Source organism: Nocardioides segetis, assembly GCF_051390595.1.
Taxonomy (GTDB): Bacteria; Actinomycetota; Actinomycetes; order Propionibacteriales; family Nocardioidaceae; genus Nocardioides.
This window is the reverse complement of the sequence record NZ_JBNINR010000001.1, coordinates 230,877-247,658: the sequence shown is the minus strand read 5'-3', so window position 1 is coordinate 247,658 and position 16,782 is coordinate 230,877. Positions and strand designations below refer to the sequence as shown.

Genomic DNA, 16,782 nt, shown 5'->3' with positions numbered 1-16,782 from the left:
CGTCATCCGGAAAACGCACCGGATCCAACCCGCTGCGCAATGCGGACAGCGCCTTCGCGGAGCGGATCGCCGGGACCGGCGTACCGGCCTAGCGTCCCGGCTCACCGTGACCGTCATCACCGGCGGTCCCCGAGCCCGACGGAGGAGTCACCATGGATCCGCGCACCCTGCGGTCGACCTTCGGCCGCTTCGCGACCGGCGTCACCGTGATCACCTGCCGTACGCCGGACGGCGCGCATCACGGCGCGACCGTCACCGCTTTCACGCCGATCTCGCTGGATCCGCCGCTCGTCCAGGTGGCGCTGACCCGGACCTCGAAGGCCGCGCAGTACCTCGACGGAGCGGCGTTCGCCGTCAACGTCCTCGCCAGCGACCAGGTCGACGTCGCCATGCACTTCGCGGGCCGGCCGAGCCGGGACCCGCTCCCCTGGTGCGAGGGCACGACGGCGCCGACGCTGCGCGGCACGGCCGCCACGATCGCCTGCCGGCCGTGGCGCGTCGACGACGGCGGCGACCACCTGCTGTTCCTGGGCGAGGTGGTCGACGTACTCACCACCGGCCGCCCGCCGCTGCTGTTCCACGACAGCGCCTTCCACCAGATCGGCAGCCGCTCGTCCGACGTCGTGTGGCTCGGCTGCCAGGACGACCCCCACACCGGCTGGTTCGACGCGACCACCGAGTTCGCACCCACCCACCACGGACGGGCGCTCGTCCCGGCCGACACCCACTACTGAGGAGATCCCGATGACCGACACCCTCGCCCCCGAGACGGCCGCCGTACCCGACGACGGGCCGCCCACCGTCAACCCGGCCGCCGGCGCGCCGGCCAACCAGCAGACCAACTTCGCGTCGCGGCCGATGACCGGCGACGAGTACGTCGAGAGCCTCCGCGACGGCCGGGAGATCTACCTCCACGGCGAGCGCGTCAAGGACGTCACGACCCACCCGGCGTTCCGCAACCCGATCCGGATGACCGCCCGGCTGTACGACGCCCTCCACACCGGCCCGCACGTCGACGAGCTCACCGTGCCCACCGACACCGGCAACGGCGGCGTGACGATGCCGTTCTTCAAGACCCCGACCTCGTCGGCCGACCTCCTCAAGGAGCGCGACGCGATCGCCCGCTGGGCCAAGATGACCTGGGGCTGGATGGGCCGCAGTCCCGACTACAAGGCCAGCTTCCTCGGCACCCTGCACGCCAACAAGGAGCTCTACGCGCCGTTCCAGGACAACGCCGAGCGCTGGTACCGCGAGTCGCAGGAGAAGGTCCTCTACTGGAACCACGCGATCATCAACCCGCCGGTCGACCGCAACCTGCCGCCGGACGAGGTCGGCGACGTCTACATGAAGGTCGAGAAGGAGACCGACGCCGGCCTGGTCGTCTCCGGCGCGAAGGTCGTCGCGACCGGCTCGGCGATCACCAACTACAACTTCATCGCGCACTACGGCCTGCCGATCCGCAAGAAGCAGTTCGCCCTGATCTGCACCGTGCCGATGGACGCCCCGGGCATCAAGCTGATCTGCCGCTCGTCGTACACCGAGCAGGCGGCGCGGAACGGCACCCCGTTCGACTACCCGCTGTCGAGCCGGATGGACGAGAACGACACCATCTTCGTCTTCGACAAGGTACTCGTGCCCTGGGAAAACGTCTTCATGTACGGCGACGTCGACCGGATCAACGCCTTCTTCCCGCAGTCCGGCTTCCTGCCGCGCTTCACCTTCCAGGGCTGCACCCGGCTCGCGGTGAAGCTCGACTTCATCGCCGGGCTGCTGATGAAGGCGCTGGAGACCACCGGCTCGGGCGACTTCCGCGGCGTGCAGACCCGCGTCGGCGAGGTCATCGGCTGGCGCAACCTCTTCTGGTCGCTCACCGAGTCGATGGCGCGCGACCCCGAGCCGTGGGTCGGCGACGCCGTCATCCCGAAGCTCGAGTACGGCCTGACCTACCGGATGTTCATGATCCACGGCTACCCGCGGGTCAAGGAGATCATCGAGCAGGACGTCGCCTCCGGCCTGATCTACCTGCCCTCCGGCGCTGCCGACTTCAAGTCCGCCGAGGTCCGTCCCTACCTCGACAAGTACGTTCGCGGCTCCAACGGCATCACCGCCGTGGACCGGGTCAAGGTGATGAAGGCGCTGTGGGACTCCATCGGCTCCGAGTTCGGCGGACGGCACGAGCTCTACGAGCGCAACTACTCCGGCAACCACGAGAACGTGAAGGCCGAGCTGCTCTTCGCCGCCCAGAACCGCGGGATCGTCGACCAGATGAAGGGCTTCGCCGACGAGTTCCTCGGCGAGTACGACCTCGACGGCTGGACGGTCCCCGACCTGTTCTGACCCACCCGGCGCATCTGAACGTCTGGGAGGCGCCGACCCGGCGCATCTGAACGCCTGAGATACGCCGACCCGGCGCGTTTGAACGCGCCGGGTCGGACTCAACTCGACGTAAGAGCGGGACGGGTCGGCGCGATCTCGGGTTCAATCCGGGCGGGGTCGGGAGTCGGACGGGGCGACAGCACGCCGTTGGCGACACCCGCCAGGACGACGACGGACGCCGCGAGGATCGGCATGACGAGGGCGGCGTCCGTACCGAGGCGGTCGGCGAGGCTGCCGGTCACCGCCGACGACAGCGACTGCCCGACGATGACGGCCGAGCCGAGGATCGTCATCACGGTGGCCGAGCGCCCGGCCGGGCTGCGCAGCGCGCCGAGGCTGTATTGCGTGACCATGGTCGGTCCGATGCCGCAGCCGATGAGGACCAGCACCGCGCACATCGCCGCGACGGACGACACGACCGGCAGCAGCGCGGCACCGACGAGCATCGTGGCGCCGAAGACCAGCCAGCGGGCGCGCAGGGAGAAGGACGCCGGGAAGAGCGCCACGCCCAGCGCCAGCGCGGCGGAGCCGATGCCCATCACGCCGTACACGAGGCCGGCGGACTCGGCGGTGCCGTGATCGGCCATGAAGGAGGTCAGCGAGGTGAGCATCGAGCCGAAGAAGAGGCCCACGCCGAAGATGCCGGCGACCACGGCCAGCAGCGCCGGGCGGGTGAGCTCGCGGGCCGGCGCCGGTGCGGCCGCGCGCTCGTCGCGGCCCCCCGCCGCGCGTGCCGACGGGTGCAGCGCGAAGGCGGTCACGAAGACCAGGGTCAGCGCCGCGGCGCCCGCGACCGGCGCCCACGGGTCCAGCGCGGTGCCGAGGAGGCCGACCACGAACGGGCCCACGATGAACACGAGCTCGTCCGCGGCCGACTCGTAGGCCATCGTCGCGTCGAACGTGCGCGAGCGCCGGTCGGGCGCGATCCGGGCGCCGATGATCTGGACCAGCCGGCTGCGCGACATCGGCGCGATCTGCGGCGCGCTCGCGCCGACCAGGAACGCCACGGCGAGCACCGCGACCGCCGGCAGCGGGCTGTAGACGACCCACGCCATCAAGCCGAGCGCCGTCGTCGACGCGACCCCGCTGGCGAGGAGCACCCGGCGCTGGCCGAACCGGTCGGCGGCGGCGCCGAGCAGTGGGCCGACGCAGGCGGCGCCGAGGCCGACGACCGCGGAGTTGAGCCCGCCGAAGGCGAGCGAGTCGCGCCCGGCGACGACGAGGGTGAGCACCCCCACGACCATCATCGCGTAGGGCAGCCGCGCGACCAGCGCGATCGGGAAGTACGACGGACCGGCGGCGCGGACCAGCGTCGGGGAGTGATCAGGCATGTCCTTCGTCCAAGGGCTCAGGTGCCGCCTTGGACCGCCGGGGACCGGCGCGAGGTGATACACGCGGTGGATCGGTGCCTCGATGGTACGTCGGCGGGCCGGGCCGCCACCAATCCGGATCCCGATTCAGTAGGGTCCCGTCATGAGCACCCAGCCGACGTACGAACAGCTCGTCACGCTGCCGGCCTTCGCCGTCCAGCCGGTCCCCAGCGCCTTCGAGGACAGCAACGGCTTCCTCAACGTGCGGCACTACCTCGGCATCGGCAGCGAGGGTCTCGACGAGTCGCTCTACGACATCGGCATCCCGTTCAACTGGCCGATGCTTAGCGGCTTCGCGTGCCTGTCGGCGGAGCATCATCTGACCTACCTGCACGAGCTGCGGACCGGCGACCAGATGTCGGTGCGGGTGCGGCTGCTCGGCCGCTCCGAGCGCGCCGCGCACGCCCTGGTCTTCATCCTCGACGACACCAACCAGCGGGTGGCCTGCGTGTTCGAGGAGATCTTCTTGTGCGTCGAGCTGGCCGACCGGAAGACCGCACCCTGGCCCGGCGAGGTCGCCGCGGGCCTCGACAAGCGCGTCGCCGAGCACGCCACGATCCCGTGGGAGCCGGTGACGTCCGGCTGTCTGGCCCTGCGCTGAGCCGTGGCTCGGTAGGGTCGGCACCGTGAGCGACCTGCCCGTCCTGACGGCCGAGGAACAGCGCGTCCTGGGGAGCCTCCTGGAGAAGGAGGTGACGGTGCCGGCGTCGTACCCGATGACGGTCACCGCCGTGCGCACGGCCTGCAACCAGCAGAGCAGCCGCGAGCCGGTCGTCGACTACGACGACGACCTCGTGCACCGCACGCTGCGCGAGCTCAAGCAGCGCGACCTCGTCGCCGTCACCTGGGACGACCGCGGGCGGCGCACGCTCAAGTACCTCCAGAAGCTCGCGGTGCGGCTCGACCTCGCCGACGACGAGCGAGCCCTGATCACCGTGCTGCTGCTGCGCGGCCCGCAGCCGCCGGGCGCCCTCCGCACGCGCGCAGAACGGCTGCACGCGTTCGCCGACCGCGGTGCCGTCGAGGCGTGCCTGCGGCGGCTGGCGGAGCGGGAGCAGCCACTCGTCCGGGCGCTACCCCGGCAGCCCCGGGAGCAGGACGCCCGCTGGGTCCACCTCCTCGGGCCCGTCGACCTTCCGGCCGCGGCATCCGGCGCGGCGGCTCCGGCCGTCGACCGTGACGCGGTGATCGCCGGTGGGGCCGAGGCTCGGGACGCGAAGGTGCGCGCGTCGTACTCCGCCGTCGCTACCGCGTACGCCGACACCCTGACCGGTGAGCTCGACGGCCTTCCCTTCGAGCGGTGGCTGCTCGACCGCGTCGCCGCGCACGCCGGCACCGACCCCGTCGTCGAGGTCGGGTGCGGGCCCGGCCACGTCACGGCGTACCTCGCCGAGGCGGGCGCGGACGCGATGGGCCTCGACCTCACGCCCGAGATGGTCGCCCAGGCACGCAAGCGCTACCCGGACGGCGTCTACGAGGTCGGCGACCTGCGCACCCTCATGCGCCCGGTCAACGGCTCGGGATGGGCGGCCGTCCTGGGCTGGTACTCGCTGATCCACCTCGCCGCGTCCGAGCTACCCGCGGCACTCGAGGCGCTGACGCGGCCGATGCGACCCGACGGGCTCCTGGTGCTCGCCCTCCACGCCGGGACGGAGGTACGCCACCACGACACCTGGTTCGACCACGAGGTCGACCTCGACGTCGTCCTCCACGAGGCGGCCGACGTCGTCGCGCTCGTCGAGCGGGCGGGCCTCGTCGATGTGGAGTGGTACCGCCGCGGGCCGGTGGCCGGCCTCGGCGAGACCAGCGAGCGGCTGTACGTCGTCGCGCGCACGCCGCGCTGACGCCTACTGCTCCTCGACGAGGACCCGGACGCTGGGCAACAGCGCGAGCCCGTTGACGACGACCGAGAAGACGAGCAGCGCGAGCGCCCAGTCCCCGTGTCCGGCGTCCGCCAGCGCCAGGCAGGCCAGGCCGAAGACGACGACCTTGGCGACCGGGCGCACCAGCGCTCCGCCGTACGGTGCCTTCGGGGAGGCGAAGCAGAACCACACCGTCATCGCCGCGATCGGCAGCAGCCACACCAGCAGCCAGCGCGGGTCGTGGTCCCAGCCCCAGACGCCGAACGCGGCCACGGCCAGCAGCTCGTCGACGAAGACCAACGCGAGGACCGCCCAGCCGAAGATCGCGTTCACGAGGGGATGATAGGCCCGTGACCACCGACGATCTCGGGCACGAGCTGTCGCTGCCGGTGCCCCCGACCCGGATCGTGTCCCTCGTCCCGTCGATCACCGAGGCGCTCGCCACCGACGTGCCCGACCGCCTCGTCGGCGCCACGGACTGGTGCACCCACCCCGCCGATCTCGCGGTCGATCGGGTGCGCGGCACGAAGAACCCCGATCTCACGGCGATCCGCGCGCTGGGACCGGACCTGGTCGTCGCCAACCAGGAGGAGAACCGCGAGCTCGACGTACGCCGCCTGCGCGATGCCGGTGTGCCCGTCTGGGTCACCGTGATCGAGACGGTGCCGCAGGCGCTCGACTCGCTCACCCGCCTCTACGAGGAGGCGCTGGGGCTGATCGCGCCGCCGTGGCTGGTCCGGGCACGGGCCTGCTGGGCGGCTCCACCGCCGGCCCCGCGCGGCCGCGTCGCCGTACCCGTGTGGCGTGACCCGTGGATGGTCGTCGGGCCGCGCACCTACACCGGCGACCTCCTGCGCCGGCTCGGGTGGGTCAACGCGTTCGACGACGGCGACGAGCGGTACCCGCACGTCGACCTGCCCGATCTCGACACGGCGGACCTCGACCTGGTCCTGCTGCCCGACGAGCCCTACGTGTTCACCGCCGACGACGGCCCGGAGGCGTTCACGCGGGTGCCGACCCGGCTCGTGTCCGGGCGGCTGCTCACCTGGTACGGCCCGGCGATGGTCGAGGCGTACGACGTGCTGTCATCCTGACGCGGTGCGGATCCTGATCCTGTTCGTCGTCCTCGTCGTCGTCGGCTGTGTGGCCCTGCCCCTGGGCGCGGCCGTGCTCGACGGATCCGACACCGGCGAGGGCCTCGTCGTGCCGGCCCAGATCCTGCTCACGGCCGCGGTGGGCGGGCTGCTCGGCCGCGTCGTGCTCGCCGCCGAGAGCCCCGGGATCCCCGAGAGTCCCCAGGGCCCCGGGAGCCCTGCGGGCCGGCCGGTCCTGGTCGGCGCGGTCCTCGGCGTGGCGGGTGCGCTGGTCGGCGTCGCCGTGTTCTTCCTGCTGCTGAACGGCTTCGACGGCGCCTGATCCGGCACTCGGCGCGGTCTCGCAGGGCGGTGTCGCGGGGCTCACAGCCCGGGTCACCGAGTCGTAACCGGAGCGCCGAGCATCGGAAACCTGTCCGGCGCAGGCTGGAGGCATGAACCAGACGACCTCCTCTGAGACCCGGACCGCAGGACGTCACCTCGAGTCCGTCGACGACCTCGACGTCCTCGACGCCGTGGACCGCTCCCTCGCTCGCCGCTCCGCGCTGCGCACCCGGCACGCCCAGCGACTCGCGCGCCTGATGGACGAGCGCACCGACCTGCGCGGCGTGAACCAGCTCGCCGACTTCGTCGACGACGCCATCCGCTGGACGGCATAGCGGCCGCTGCTGTCCGCCGAGGGGCCGACAGCGGCTCCCCGGCCGTCACGTAGCCGCGGGCACCGGCGAGCGGCGTATCGAGACGCGGCGAGGGCGTCTCGATACGTCGTCGCTCGCCGGTACCGGCGCGGTACTAGCGCCGGCGGCGCGCGGTGCCGAACATGCCGCGCGCGATCTCGGCCGCGGCGGTGCGCATGAACTGCTTGAACGCCGAGGACTTCACGACGTCCTTGACGATCTCACCGGCCCCGCCGCCGTCGTCCTTCTTGGCCTTCGGGGCCGCCTTGCCCCCGCCGGAGCCCTCCGCCTTCCGCGCCTTCTCCTCGGCCTCGGCCTGCGCGCCCTCCTCGAGCTTCTTCGCGAGGATCTCGTGGGCCGACTCGCGGTCGACGACGTCGGCGTACTTCGCCCGACGGGGGCTGGCCGCGACGGCGGCCTCCATCGACGCGGCAGTGCTCGGCGCCATCAGCGACTCCGGCGCGCGCAGCCGGGTCCAGGCGACCGGCGTCGGGGCGCCCTTCTCGCCCATGACCGTGACGATCGCCTCGCCGATCCCGAGCGTCGTGATGACCTCGCCCAGGTCGTCGTACGCGCTCTTGGGGTAGGTGTTGACGGTCGCCTTGAGCGCCTTGGCGTCGTTGGGGGTGTGGGCCCGCAACTGGTGTTGGATCCGCGAGCCGAGCTGTGCGAGCACGTCGTCGGGTACGTCGGTGGGGCTCTGCGTCACGAAGAAGACGCCGACGCCCTTCGACCGGATCAGCCGCACGGTCTGCGCGATCTGCTCGAGGAACGGCTTCGACGCGTCCTTGAACAGCAGGTGGGCCTCGTCGAAGAAGAACACCAGCTTGGGCTGGTCGATGTCGCCGACCTCGGGCAGGTCGTGGAAGAGGTCGGCCAGCAGCCACATGAGGAAGGTCGAGAAGATCGCCGGGCGGTCCTGCAGGTCGGGCAGCTCGACCAGGTTGATCAGCCCGCGGCCGTCGGCGGCCTGCTGCAGCAGGTCGGCGGAGTCGAACTCCGGCTCGCCGAAGAACGCCTCCGCGCCCTGGTCGGCGAACGCGATCAGCTCCCGCAGGATCACGCCCGCCGTGGCCGAGGAGAGGCCGCCGAGCTCCTTGAGGTCGCCCTTGCCCTCGGCGCTGGTCAGGTGCTGCACCACGGCCCGCAGGTCCTGGAGGTCGAGCAGCGGCAGGCCCTGCTTGTCGGCGTAGTGGAACACCAGGCCGAGGCTGGACTCCTGGGTGTCGTTGAGCCCGAGCACCCGGCTGAGCAGGATCGGACCGAAGGACGAGACCGTGACCCGGACGGGGATGCCGATGCCCTGGCCCCCGAGAGCGTAGTACTCCACGGGGAAGGCGGTCGCCGTCCACTCCTGTCCCACCGACCTGGTGCGCGCGAGGAGCTTGTCGCTGGCCTCGCCCGCGGTGGCGAGGCCCGACAGGTCGCCCTTGATGTCCGCGGCGAAGACCGGTACGCCGGCCGCCGAGAGCTGCTCGGCCATCAGCTGCAGCGTCTTCGTCTTGCCGGTGCCGGTCGCGCCGGCGACCAGGCCGTGCCGGTTCAGCATGGCGAGGGGGATCCGGATCGTGCTGCCGGACAGGTCGTCCGGGCCGGTCATCAGGCCACCGAGCTCGAGCGCCGGGCCCTCGAAGGCGTACCCGGGGGCGATCGCCTGCTCGATGGGGCTCTGCTCGGCGGCGGCCGGTGTCTCAGGTGCTGCGTCGGGAGTGGGCGTCTGCTCCTGGGTCATGCTCGGAACTCTAGTGCCGCGTCACCGGGTCGAACCCGCCGTCGCGGTCAGGGCGCGGCACGCCCCGTAGACTCCGAAGCCGTGATCTTCAAGCGCGTGGGCGACGGGCGTCCCTACCCCGACCACGGCCTCACCTCGAAGGGGTGGGCCGTGGTGCCGCCGCGCCAGGTCCGGCTGGACCAGCTGGTCACGACCAAGGACACCCTGCAGCTGTCGTCCCTGCTCGACGAGGACTCGACGTTCTTCGGCGACCTCTTCGCCCACGTCGTGCTGTGGCGTGGCGACTACTACCTCGAGGACGGGCTGCACCGCGCCCTGCGGGCCGCGCTGCAGCAGCGGCACGTCCTCCACGCGCGTGTGATCCGGATGGAGGGCTGAGCGCCACATGGACGGCCTCGACGTCAAGGCGGGCAGCCGCTCCGCCATCACGATGGGTGCGCTGGCGGTGGTGTTCGTCGCGGGCACCGCATGGGGCTGGTCGCGGGTGACCGAGCCCTTCCCCGAGAAGGTCGAGGCCGCACCCTGCACCGACACCCTGATCCCCGAGGGCGACGACCTCGCCCCACCGCAGGTCATGGTCACCGTGCTCAACGGCGGCGGCGCCAACGGCCTGGCCGGCGAGACGATGGACAAGCTGGCGAAGTTCGGCTTCGTCCAGGGCAAGCTCGGCAATGTCGACCCCGACGGGCCGGTGGCGGCGCAGGTGTGGTCCGACGACCCGGACGACCCGGCGACGCTCCTCCTGGCGTCGTACCTCGGCCCCGACGTCGACGTCGTGGACCAGCCCTCGGGCTATCCGGGCGTGACGATCGTGGTCGGCAAGCGCTTCAAGGGCGTCGTGGAGGGGCAGCCGACCGTGACCGCCCGCAGCGACGCCTACGTGTGCACCCCGCCGCTCAGCAGCGGTCCCGACGACGAGGTGTCCTGAGCCGGTCCGGTCCCGTCAGTCCTCGAGCCACTGCGCGAGGCGGCCGCCGTCACTGACCTGCCGGAGGCGCTGCTCGGTCGCCTCACGCAGCCGCCGGGGCGTGACGACGATGAGGTCGTCCCCGTGGCGCAGGACGGTACGACGCTCGGGCACCAGCGTGTGTCCCTCCCGCACGACCATCGACACGTTGGCGCCGACGGGCAGGCGCAGCTCGCCCACCTCGACGCCGTGCAGCTTCGAGACGGGACTGATCGTGACCTGGAGCAGGTCGGCGGCCACGCGATCGAGCGGTGCCGCCTCGACCTCGATGCCGCGGGGCTCCGAGCGGCGTGCGACGCGCAGCAGCCGGGCGGTCAGCGGCAGGGAGGGCGCCGTGATCACGGTGTCGAGGACGACGAGGACGAAGACGATGTCGAAGAGCCGGTCCGCCCCGTCGACGCCCTCGGCGAGCGGGATGGTGGCCAAGACGATGGGTACGGCGCCGCGGAGCCCCGCCCACGAGAGGAAGGCCAGCTCGGGCAGTCTCATCGGCCGCACCACGGCGCTCGCGAGGACCGACAGCGGGCGGGCCACGAAGGTGAGGACGGTGCCGGCGACGACCGCCATGCCGATGGTCTCCCACGAGAGGCGCCCCGGCGAGAGGAGCAGGCCGAGCATGACGAACAGCCCGATCTGGGCCAGCCAGGCCAGGCCCTCGACGAACGAGCGGGTGGCCGCGCGGTGCGGCAGGTCGGTGTTGCCGAGCACGAGCGCGGCGACGTACACCGCGGCGAAGCCGCTGGCGTGCACGGCCGCCGCGGTGCCGTACCCGATGAGCGTCAGGCAGAGCACGGCGATCGGGTAGAGACCGGACGACGGCAGCGCCACCCGGCGCATCACCCAGGCGCCGCCGAAACCGGCGGCGAGGCCGAAGGCGACACCGGCGATGAGCTCGTAGATCACGATCCCGGTCGTCCCGAGCAGGCCGTACTCGCCCACGGCTCCGGAGGAGACCAGGGTGACGAGCACGACCGTCGGCGCGTCGTTGAGGCCGGACTCCGCCTCGAGCGTGCCCGTGATCCGCTTCGGCAGCGGGACGACGCGCAGCACCGAGAACACCGCCGCGGCGTCGGTCGGCGAGCAGACGGCGCCGAGCAGGATGGCGAGCTGCCAGGACAGGCCGAGCAGGAAGTGCGCGCCGACCGCGACGACCGCGATCGAGATGAGCACGCCGACCGTGGCGAGGGAGACGCCCATCCGCATCGCCGGCCGGGCGTCGCGCCAGCTCGTCGTCAGACCACCCTCGGCGAGGATGATGGCGAGGGCACCGAAGCCGATCGCGTGCGCCAGCTGGGCGTCCTCGAAGCCGATGCCGAGCCCGGACTCGCCGAGGGCGACGCCCATGAGCAGGTAGACCAGAAGACTGGGCAGGCCGACCCCGGACGACATCCGCACCGCCAGCACGGCGAGGAACGTGACCCCGGCGCCGATCAGCAGGAACGTGTCGAGCTGGTGGACGTCGAAGGTCACAGAGGGCACTCGGCTTTCGTCGGGTGGCGGGGGCCTAGTCTATCGGTAGAACATGTTCTAGATTTCAGACCGTGTCCTCCGTGAGCAGCAACCTGCCGGCCGGTCTGGCCATTCCCGACGTCCTTCCCGCCGACGTCCTCGGCGACGACTCCGAGCGCTTCGACGTCGTCGTGGTCGGCTTCGGGATCGCCGGGGGCTGCGCCGCCCTCGAGGCGGCCCGCGCGGGCGCGCGGGTGCTGCTGCTGGAGAAGGCCGCGGTCCACGGCGGCACCTCGTCGATGTCGGGCGGGCACTTCTACCTCGGCGGCGGTACGGCGGTGCAGCGGGCCACCGGCCACGACGACTCGGTCGAGGCGATGGTGGGCTACCTGATGGCCAGCACCAAGGAGCCCGACGAGGAGAAGATCCGCGCCTACTGCGAGGGATCGGTCGCCCACTTCGACTGGCTCGAGGACCTCGGCTTCGCGTTCGAGCGCTCCTACTTCCCGGGCAAGGCGGTCATCCAGCCCGGTACCGAGGGCCTGATGTTCACCGGCAACGAGAAGGTGTGGCCGTTCCGCGACCAGGTCGCACCCGCGCCCCGCGGCCACAAGGTCCCCGTCCCGGGCGACACCGAGGGCACCCGGATCGTGATGGACCTGCTCCGCACGCAGGTCGAGAAGGCCGGCGTCGAGGTCCGCTACGAGACCGGCGCGACGAACCTCGTCGTCGAGGGCGACCCCGGCTCGGGCACGAGCCGCGTCCTCGGCCTCGCGTGGAGGTCGTTCGACCGCACCGGCGTGGTCGGCGCCGACGGCGTCGTCATCGCGGCCGGCGGCTTCGTGATGAACGCCGACATGGTCGCCCGCTACACGCCGGCGCTCGGGTCGAAGCTGTTCACGCTCGGGTCGACGTACGACGACGGGCTGGGCATCCGGCTCGGCGAGTCCGTCGGCGCCGCGCTGGAGCACATGGAGGAGCCGTTCATCACCGCGCCCTTCTATCCGCCGTCCTCGCGCTGCAAGGGGATCATCGTCAACCGGGACGGGCAGCGGTTCGTCGCCGAGGACAGCTACCACGCGCGGACGTCGTACCACGTGATGCAGCAGCCGGACGCCGTCGCGTACCTCATCGTCGACAGCGAGCACCTCGGCGAGGACCACATGCCCCTGGTCCCCCTCAAGGACGGCTTCGAGACCCTCGAGGAGATGGAGGCCGGCCTCGGCATGCCGGACGGCTCGCTCGTCGCGACGATCACCCGCTACAACGAGAACGCCGCCGCCGGCGAGGATCCCGACTTCCACAAGCACCCCGACTGGATCGCCCCGCAGACGGCCGGTCCCTGGGCGGTGCTCGACCTGTCGCTGGGTGTCGCGCTGTACGCCGGCTTCACCATCGGCGGCATGGCGACGACCGTCGACGGCGAGGTCCGCCGGGGCGACGGCTCCGTGATCCCGGGCCTGTACGCCGCCGGGGCCTGCGCGTCCAATATCGCCCAGGACGGCGCGGGCTACTGCTCGGGCACCCAGCTCGGCGAGGGCTCCTTCTTCGGCCGCCGGGCGGGCCGGCACGCGGCGGCTCGGGCGCAGGTGCCCGGCCACGCGCGGTAGCCGCCCGGCGCGAGCCGCGGGCGAGCTCGGGGAGCTCGGGCGGCTCACGCCGGGTCGGCGTGCCTGGCCGTTCAATCTGCGCCGGGTCGGCGTGCCTGGCCGTTCAATCTGCGCCGGGTCGGCGTGCCTGGCTGTTTCATCTGTGCCGGGTCAGCGGACCCGGAGCACCACTGGCTTGCCGGTGGTGGCCCGGTACCGGGGGTCGGCCGCGACGGTGACCGTCACCCGGTGCCGGCCGGGGGCGAGCCGGGGCAGCCGCAGGACCGTCCGGCCCCGGACGTTCGGGGCGAGCGGCGCGCGCTCGACCACCTTGCCATCGACCCGCACGACCACCCGGCCGTCGACCGGCAGCGGGCTGCCCGGCAGGGACGCCACGACGGCCACCTTCGCCCGTGCCCGGCGGCTGACCCGCTTCTTCGGCAGCGCAGCGCGCACCGTCGGGGTCGCCTTCACGATCTGGACCCAGCCCCCAGCACTCGACGAGCGCAATCCGTCCGCGCCGGGGAAGCTGACCTCCAGCCGGTGGGCGCCGGGGGCGGTGCCGGCGGGCACCGAGGTCGAGGCGACGCCGTCGACGACCGGCGCGGTCCAGGTCCGGCCGGCCAGGCCGAGCTCGACGGTGCCGTGGACCGCGCGGCGATCGGCCGCGCGCACCGCCACCTGCACACCCACCTCCTGGCCGTACGGCGTCGCGCCGGCCACGAGGAGCCCGGTCGTCGTGCCGACCGGCTCCGGCTCGGTGCCCGGCTCCCCGATCACCTCGCCGAGCTCGATCGCGCCGTCGATCGGGTCGAGGTCGGTCCCCGCCGGGTAGAAGTCGGCGAACGCCGGGGCACCGGCCGCGGTCAGGGTCGCGGGCACCGCCGCGACGGTGAGGGTGTCGCCGAGCGCCCGGACCCGGTCGCCGGTGGCGAGGTCGGCGAGCACTACGTCGTCGTACGTCGCGAGGTCGCCGCTCGCCAGGCCGCGCGAGACGACGTCAGCCACCAGGGTCGAGCCGTCGGCGTCGATCACCAGCCGCGGATCGGTGATCCGGAGGTCGAGCTGCGGGCCCGCACCGGAGTCGTGACCGGTGAAGTGGACCGACCCGCCGAGCTCGACGGTGCTGGTGCCGGCGGGGTCCCACGCGCCGTCGCGCACCGGGAAGGCGAAGGTGCCGTCGTCGTTGACGACCACACCGTCCTCGGCGCTGATCGAGCCGTGGGCGATCGGCCCGCCGATGTAGGCGCGGAAGGACGCCTTGACGCCCCAGTCGACCGTCCCGCCGGTGATCTCCCGCGGGTCTGTCGACGGCGCCGCGACGGTGACCGTCGCCCGGTCGCTGACGACAGTGCCCACGGCATTGCTCAGCCGGGCCCGGAAGGCCGTGCCGGAGAGGCTGGCGTCGACGTCCTCCAGGCGCAGCGTGGCCGCGTCCTGTCCGGGCACGTCGTGCCAGACGCCGCCGATCCGCTGCTGCCAGCGGACGTCGGGCGCGGGCGTGCCGTCGGGCATCACCTTGAGCTCGACATCCTCGCCGGGGGCGACGCTGACGTCGGCGGGCTGGACCATGATCCGCGGCGGGGTGCGCAGCGTCAGCGTCACCCGGTCGCTGGCCACGCGCCCACCGGCGTTCTCGGCGACGAGACGGTACTGCCGACCCAGGTCGGCGGCGGTGACCTCGGCGGTCAGGGTGGCGCCGTCCGCCCCCGCGACGTCGCTCCATGCGTGACCGGGGGTCCGGGTCTGCCAGGTCAGCGTCGGGGCGGGCGTGCCCGTCACCTCGGCGGCGATCGCGATCGCCGCGGACGCGCCGGTCAGATCGGCGACCGGCGCCTCCGGCTGGCGGGCGAACGCCGGGCTCTCAGCGATCACGCGCAGCACCTGGAGCTGGTCGCTCCGCACGCCCCGGACGTGGCCGTCCGCGTCGAGTCCGAGCACCGCGTTGTCGCCGTAGGCGCCGGTGGTCAGGGCGCCGCGGGCCACGAGCCTCCCGCGCTCCAGCCGGGTGATGTTCTGGTTCGAGTCGGTGACGCCGAGGAGGGTGTCGCTGTCCCCGTCGACGGCGAGCATCGACCGGTTGCGGTTGGAGTCGGTCGCGACGCGGAAGGGGACGGCCTCGGTCGCGCTGCCCAGTCGGCGGCCCTCGGCGTACCCGACGAGGGGGAGGAAGGCAGCCTCCACGCCGGAGACGACGGCGTAGACGCCATTGCGCGTGCGCAGGATCCGCTGCGGCCGCAGGTCGCCCGCCTCCGCGAGCGGCTCGCCGCGGAAGCCGGCGCCGACCTGCGCGATGCGCTGGAGCGGCCGGTCCCCGAACAGGGTCGTGCCGAGCAGGACGGTTCGCCCGGGGCCGTCGGGGACGGCCACCAGGTTGACGATCGCGTTCTCCCACGTCGACGCTCCGGGACTGCTGAGGGTGACCGGTCCGAGCTTGCGGGCGGTCCAGGTACCGGCGAGGTCGACGACCTCCCACAGGTCGGTGGCCGTGGCCGACCGGGTGCGCGCGATGAGGTAGCGGTCGTTGGCCTCGTCCCAGGTCGCGCCGCTGCCGCTGTCGGGGCTCAGGTCCGGCGCGTAGCCGCCGGCGACCTCGGTCATCGCGAGCGTGCTGCCGTCCCAGTGGAACGTGGCGAGTCGCCGGTCGTCGAGGTTGTTCGTCACATTGGCCGCGAAGATCGTGTCGGTCGCCGGGTCGATGGCGATCGAGTCGCGCAGGATGTTGCCGGTGACGCCGGGTCCGCTCACCCAGTCGCTGAGCGGCGCCCATGTCGTCGGATCGAGGACCGCGATCTGGTAGGTGGCGCTACTCCAGCCGACCAGCTCGCCGCTGCTCAGCCGGCCGACGATACGGCTCGGCAGGGTGGAGGGCTGCGGATCGGCGGCCACCGCCTCGTGGACGCTCTGCCCGGCGACGTCCCAGGTCTCCCCGACCGGTCGCCCACCGGGGCCGTCGTACGCGAAGGAGACCGGGTCGACCACAGTGCCGGCGGCGTAGTTGAAGATCCGCTCGCCGTCCGGCGTCATGGTCGCGGCCAGCTCCGGCCAGCGGGTGGTGCCGCCGGTCACCACGGGCTCGACGTCCTCGACGTCGAGGTCGACGAGCGGGACGTCGTCGAAGGTGACCACGTCGCCGCCGGAGATCGGCCGGCTCTCCGCGTCGACGAAGAGGCTCGCCCGGTCCTCGGAGATCTCCACGCGCACGTCGCTGAAGGTGAGGTCGAGGTCGCAGGGGCGCACGTGGGTGCCGCCGGCGCCGTGGCAGTGACCGAGGAACTCCACCGAACCGTCGAGCTCGAGCCGGGTGGTGCGGGTGGCGTCGTCGTAGGAGCCGCCGGCGACGGGGAAGTGGAAGGTGCCGTCCTCGTTGCGGCTGGCACCGTCACCCAGGGTCGTCCCCTCCTCGCCGATGTAGGTGCGCCACGACGCCTTGACGCCCCAGTCGAGGCCGGGGCCGGTGGTGATCGGGGCGACGGCGGCCTGGGCCGGCGCGGCAGCGACACCGACCAGGCCGAGCGAGCCGAGACCGACTGCGGAGGCCAGCGCGAGGGACCATCGGGCCCGGCGCCGGCGGGGGAATGCGGACAGCATGCACATACCTTCCTCGGAGATTAGGTTAGGCAACCCTAATGCGACTCCTCGGTTTTCTCGACACCTTGTCAACAT

15 protein-coding genes are annotated in these 16,782 nt (G+C 72.5%); 10 read left to right on the top strand and 5 right to left on the bottom strand.

Annotated features, from left to right (window positions below; genetic code table 11):
- The first annotated feature begins 152 nt into the window (after positions 1-152).
- Both ACPZVR_RS01070 and ACPZVR_RS01065 read left to right on the top strand, forming a co-directional pair.
- Positions 153-734: a flavin reductase family protein gene (locus ACPZVR_RS01070; RefSeq protein WP_436697714.1), complete on the top strand. Its 582-nt coding sequence runs from the start codon at positions 153-155 to the stop codon at positions 732-734.
- A gap of 10 nt (positions 735-744) precedes the next feature.
- Positions 745-2,337 carry a 4-hydroxyphenylacetate 3-hydroxylase family protein gene (locus ACPZVR_RS01065; RefSeq protein ID WP_436697713.1) on the top strand — a complete coding sequence of 531 codons (1,593 nt, stop codon included), beginning with the start codon at positions 745-747 and terminating at the stop codon, positions 2,335-2,337.
- 98 nt (positions 2,338-2,435) lie between these two features.
- On the opposite strand, the gene ACPZVR_RS01060 is transcribed toward ACPZVR_RS01065, so the two are convergent.
- Positions 2,436-3,707: an MFS transporter gene (locus ACPZVR_RS01060; protein ID WP_436697712.1), complete on the bottom strand. Its 1,272-nt coding sequence runs from the start codon at positions 3,705-3,707 to the stop codon at positions 2,436-2,438.
- Positions 3,708-3,849: 142 nt separating this feature from the next.
- On the opposite strand from ACPZVR_RS01060, the gene ACPZVR_RS01055 reads away from it, so the two are divergent.
- Positions 3,850-4,347 carry a thioesterase family protein gene (locus tag ACPZVR_RS01055; protein WP_436697711.1) on the top strand — a complete coding sequence of 166 codons (498 nt, stop codon included), beginning with the start codon at positions 3,850-3,852 and terminating at the stop codon, positions 4,345-4,347.
- 25 nt (positions 4,348-4,372) lie between these two features.
- Entirely contained in the window at positions 4,373-5,590 is a 1,218-nt protein-coding gene (locus ACPZVR_RS01050; protein WP_436697710.1) for a DUF480 domain-containing protein, read from the top strand.
- Between the two features lie 3 nt (positions 5,591-5,593).
- On the opposite strand, the gene ACPZVR_RS01045 is transcribed toward ACPZVR_RS01050, so the two are convergent.
- A complete protein-coding gene (locus ACPZVR_RS01045) occupies positions 5,594-5,941 on the bottom strand; it encodes a YrdB family protein (RefSeq protein WP_436697709.1) in 348 nt (115 codons plus the stop codon).
- A gap of 17 nt (positions 5,942-5,958) precedes the next feature.
- Here ACPZVR_RS01045 and ACPZVR_RS01040 point away from each other — a divergent pair, with 17 nt between their 5' ends.
- The 3 genes from ACPZVR_RS01040 to ACPZVR_RS01030 all read left to right on the top strand — a co-directional run bounded on the left by ACPZVR_RS01040 (position 5,959) and on the right by ACPZVR_RS01030 (position 7,361).
- Positions 5,959-6,702 (top strand): helical backbone metal receptor, encoded by a 744-nt coding sequence (locus ACPZVR_RS01040; RefSeq protein ID WP_436697708.1) that lies wholly within the window; start codon positions 5,959-5,961, stop codon positions 6,700-6,702.
- Between the two features lie 4 nt (positions 6,703-6,706).
- Positions 6,707-7,024, top strand: a complete 318-nt coding sequence (locus ACPZVR_RS01035) for a hypothetical protein (protein WP_436697707.1) — start codon at positions 6,707-6,709, stop codon at positions 7,022-7,024.
- Positions 7,025-7,136: 112 nt separating this feature from the next.
- Positions 7,137-7,361: a hypothetical protein gene (locus ACPZVR_RS01030; RefSeq protein WP_436697706.1), complete on the top strand. Its 225-nt coding sequence runs from the start codon at positions 7,137-7,139 to the stop codon at positions 7,359-7,361.
- A 133-nt stretch (positions 7,362-7,494) separates the two neighbouring features.
- Here ACPZVR_RS01030 and ACPZVR_RS01025 read toward each other — a convergent pair whose 3' ends face one another.
- Complete coding sequence (locus ACPZVR_RS01025; RefSeq protein WP_436697705.1) at positions 7,495-9,111, bottom strand: helicase HerA-like domain-containing protein; 1,617 nt, start codon at positions 9,109-9,111, stop codon at positions 7,495-7,497.
- Positions 9,112-9,192: 81 nt separating this feature from the next.
- Here ACPZVR_RS01025 and ACPZVR_RS01020 point away from each other — a divergent pair, with 81 nt between their 5' ends.
- The gene (locus ACPZVR_RS01020; RefSeq protein WP_436697704.1) at positions 9,193-9,489 is read left to right on the top strand and encodes a type II toxin-antitoxin system VapB family antitoxin; all 297 of its coding nucleotides are present in this window, start codon (positions 9,193-9,195) and stop codon (positions 9,487-9,489) included.
- A 7-nt stretch (positions 9,490-9,496) separates the two neighbouring features.
- On the top strand, positions 9,497-10,039 hold the full coding sequence (locus tag ACPZVR_RS01015; RefSeq protein ID WP_436697703.1) for a LytR C-terminal domain-containing protein: 543 nt from the start codon (positions 9,497-9,499) through the stop codon (positions 10,037-10,039).
- 15 nt (positions 10,040-10,054) lie between these two features.
- Here ACPZVR_RS01015 and ACPZVR_RS01010 read toward each other — a convergent pair whose 3' ends face one another.
- Positions 10,055-11,557, bottom strand: coding sequence for a potassium/proton antiporter (locus ACPZVR_RS01010; protein WP_436697702.1), 1,503 nt, complete (start codon positions 11,555-11,557; stop codon positions 10,055-10,057).
- Between the two features lie 62 nt (positions 11,558-11,619).
- On the opposite strand from ACPZVR_RS01010, the gene ACPZVR_RS01005 reads away from it, so the two are divergent.
- Positions 11,620-13,137 (top strand): FAD-binding protein, encoded by a 1,518-nt coding sequence (locus ACPZVR_RS01005; RefSeq protein WP_436697701.1) that lies wholly within the window; start codon positions 11,620-11,622, stop codon positions 13,135-13,137.
- Between the two features lie 150 nt (positions 13,138-13,287).
- On the opposite strand, the gene ACPZVR_RS01000 is transcribed toward ACPZVR_RS01005, so the two are convergent.
- Positions 13,288-16,707, bottom strand: a complete 3,420-nt coding sequence (locus ACPZVR_RS01000; protein ID WP_436697700.1) for an HtaA domain-containing protein — start codon at positions 16,705-16,707, stop codon at positions 13,288-13,290.
- Positions 16,708-16,782: the final 75 nt, after the last annotated feature.

Excerpts from the sequence above, each read along its gene's own strand:
- ACPZVR_RS01015 (WP_436697703.1), top strand. The coding sequence starts at position 9,497 with ATGGACGGCCTCGACGTCAAGGCGGGCAGCCGCTCCGCCATCACGATG.
- ACPZVR_RS01055 (WP_436697711.1), top strand. The coding sequence starts at position 3,850 with ATGAGCACCCAGCCGACGTACGAACAGCTCGTCACGCTGCCGGCCTTC.
- ACPZVR_RS01025 (WP_436697705.1), bottom strand. The coding sequence starts at position 9,111 with ATGACCCAGGAGCAGACGCCCACTCCCGACGCAGCACCTGAGACACCG.
- ACPZVR_RS01065 (WP_436697713.1), top strand. The coding sequence starts at position 745 with ATGACCGACACCCTCGCCCCCGAGACGGCCGCCGTACCCGACGACGGG.
- ACPZVR_RS01070 (WP_436697714.1), top strand. The coding sequence starts at position 153 with ATGGATCCGCGCACCCTGCGGTCGACCTTCGGCCGCTTCGCGACCGGC.
- ACPZVR_RS01060 (WP_436697712.1), bottom strand. The coding sequence starts at position 3,707 with ATGCCTGATCACTCCCCGACGCTGGTCCGCGCCGCCGGTCCGTCGTAC.
- ACPZVR_RS01030 (WP_436697706.1), top strand. The coding sequence starts at position 7,137 with ATGAACCAGACGACCTCCTCTGAGACCCGGACCGCAGGACGTCACCTC.
- ACPZVR_RS01000 (WP_436697700.1), bottom strand. The coding sequence starts at position 16,707 with ATGCTGTCCGCATTCCCCCGCCGGCGCCGGGCCCGATGGTCCCTCGCG.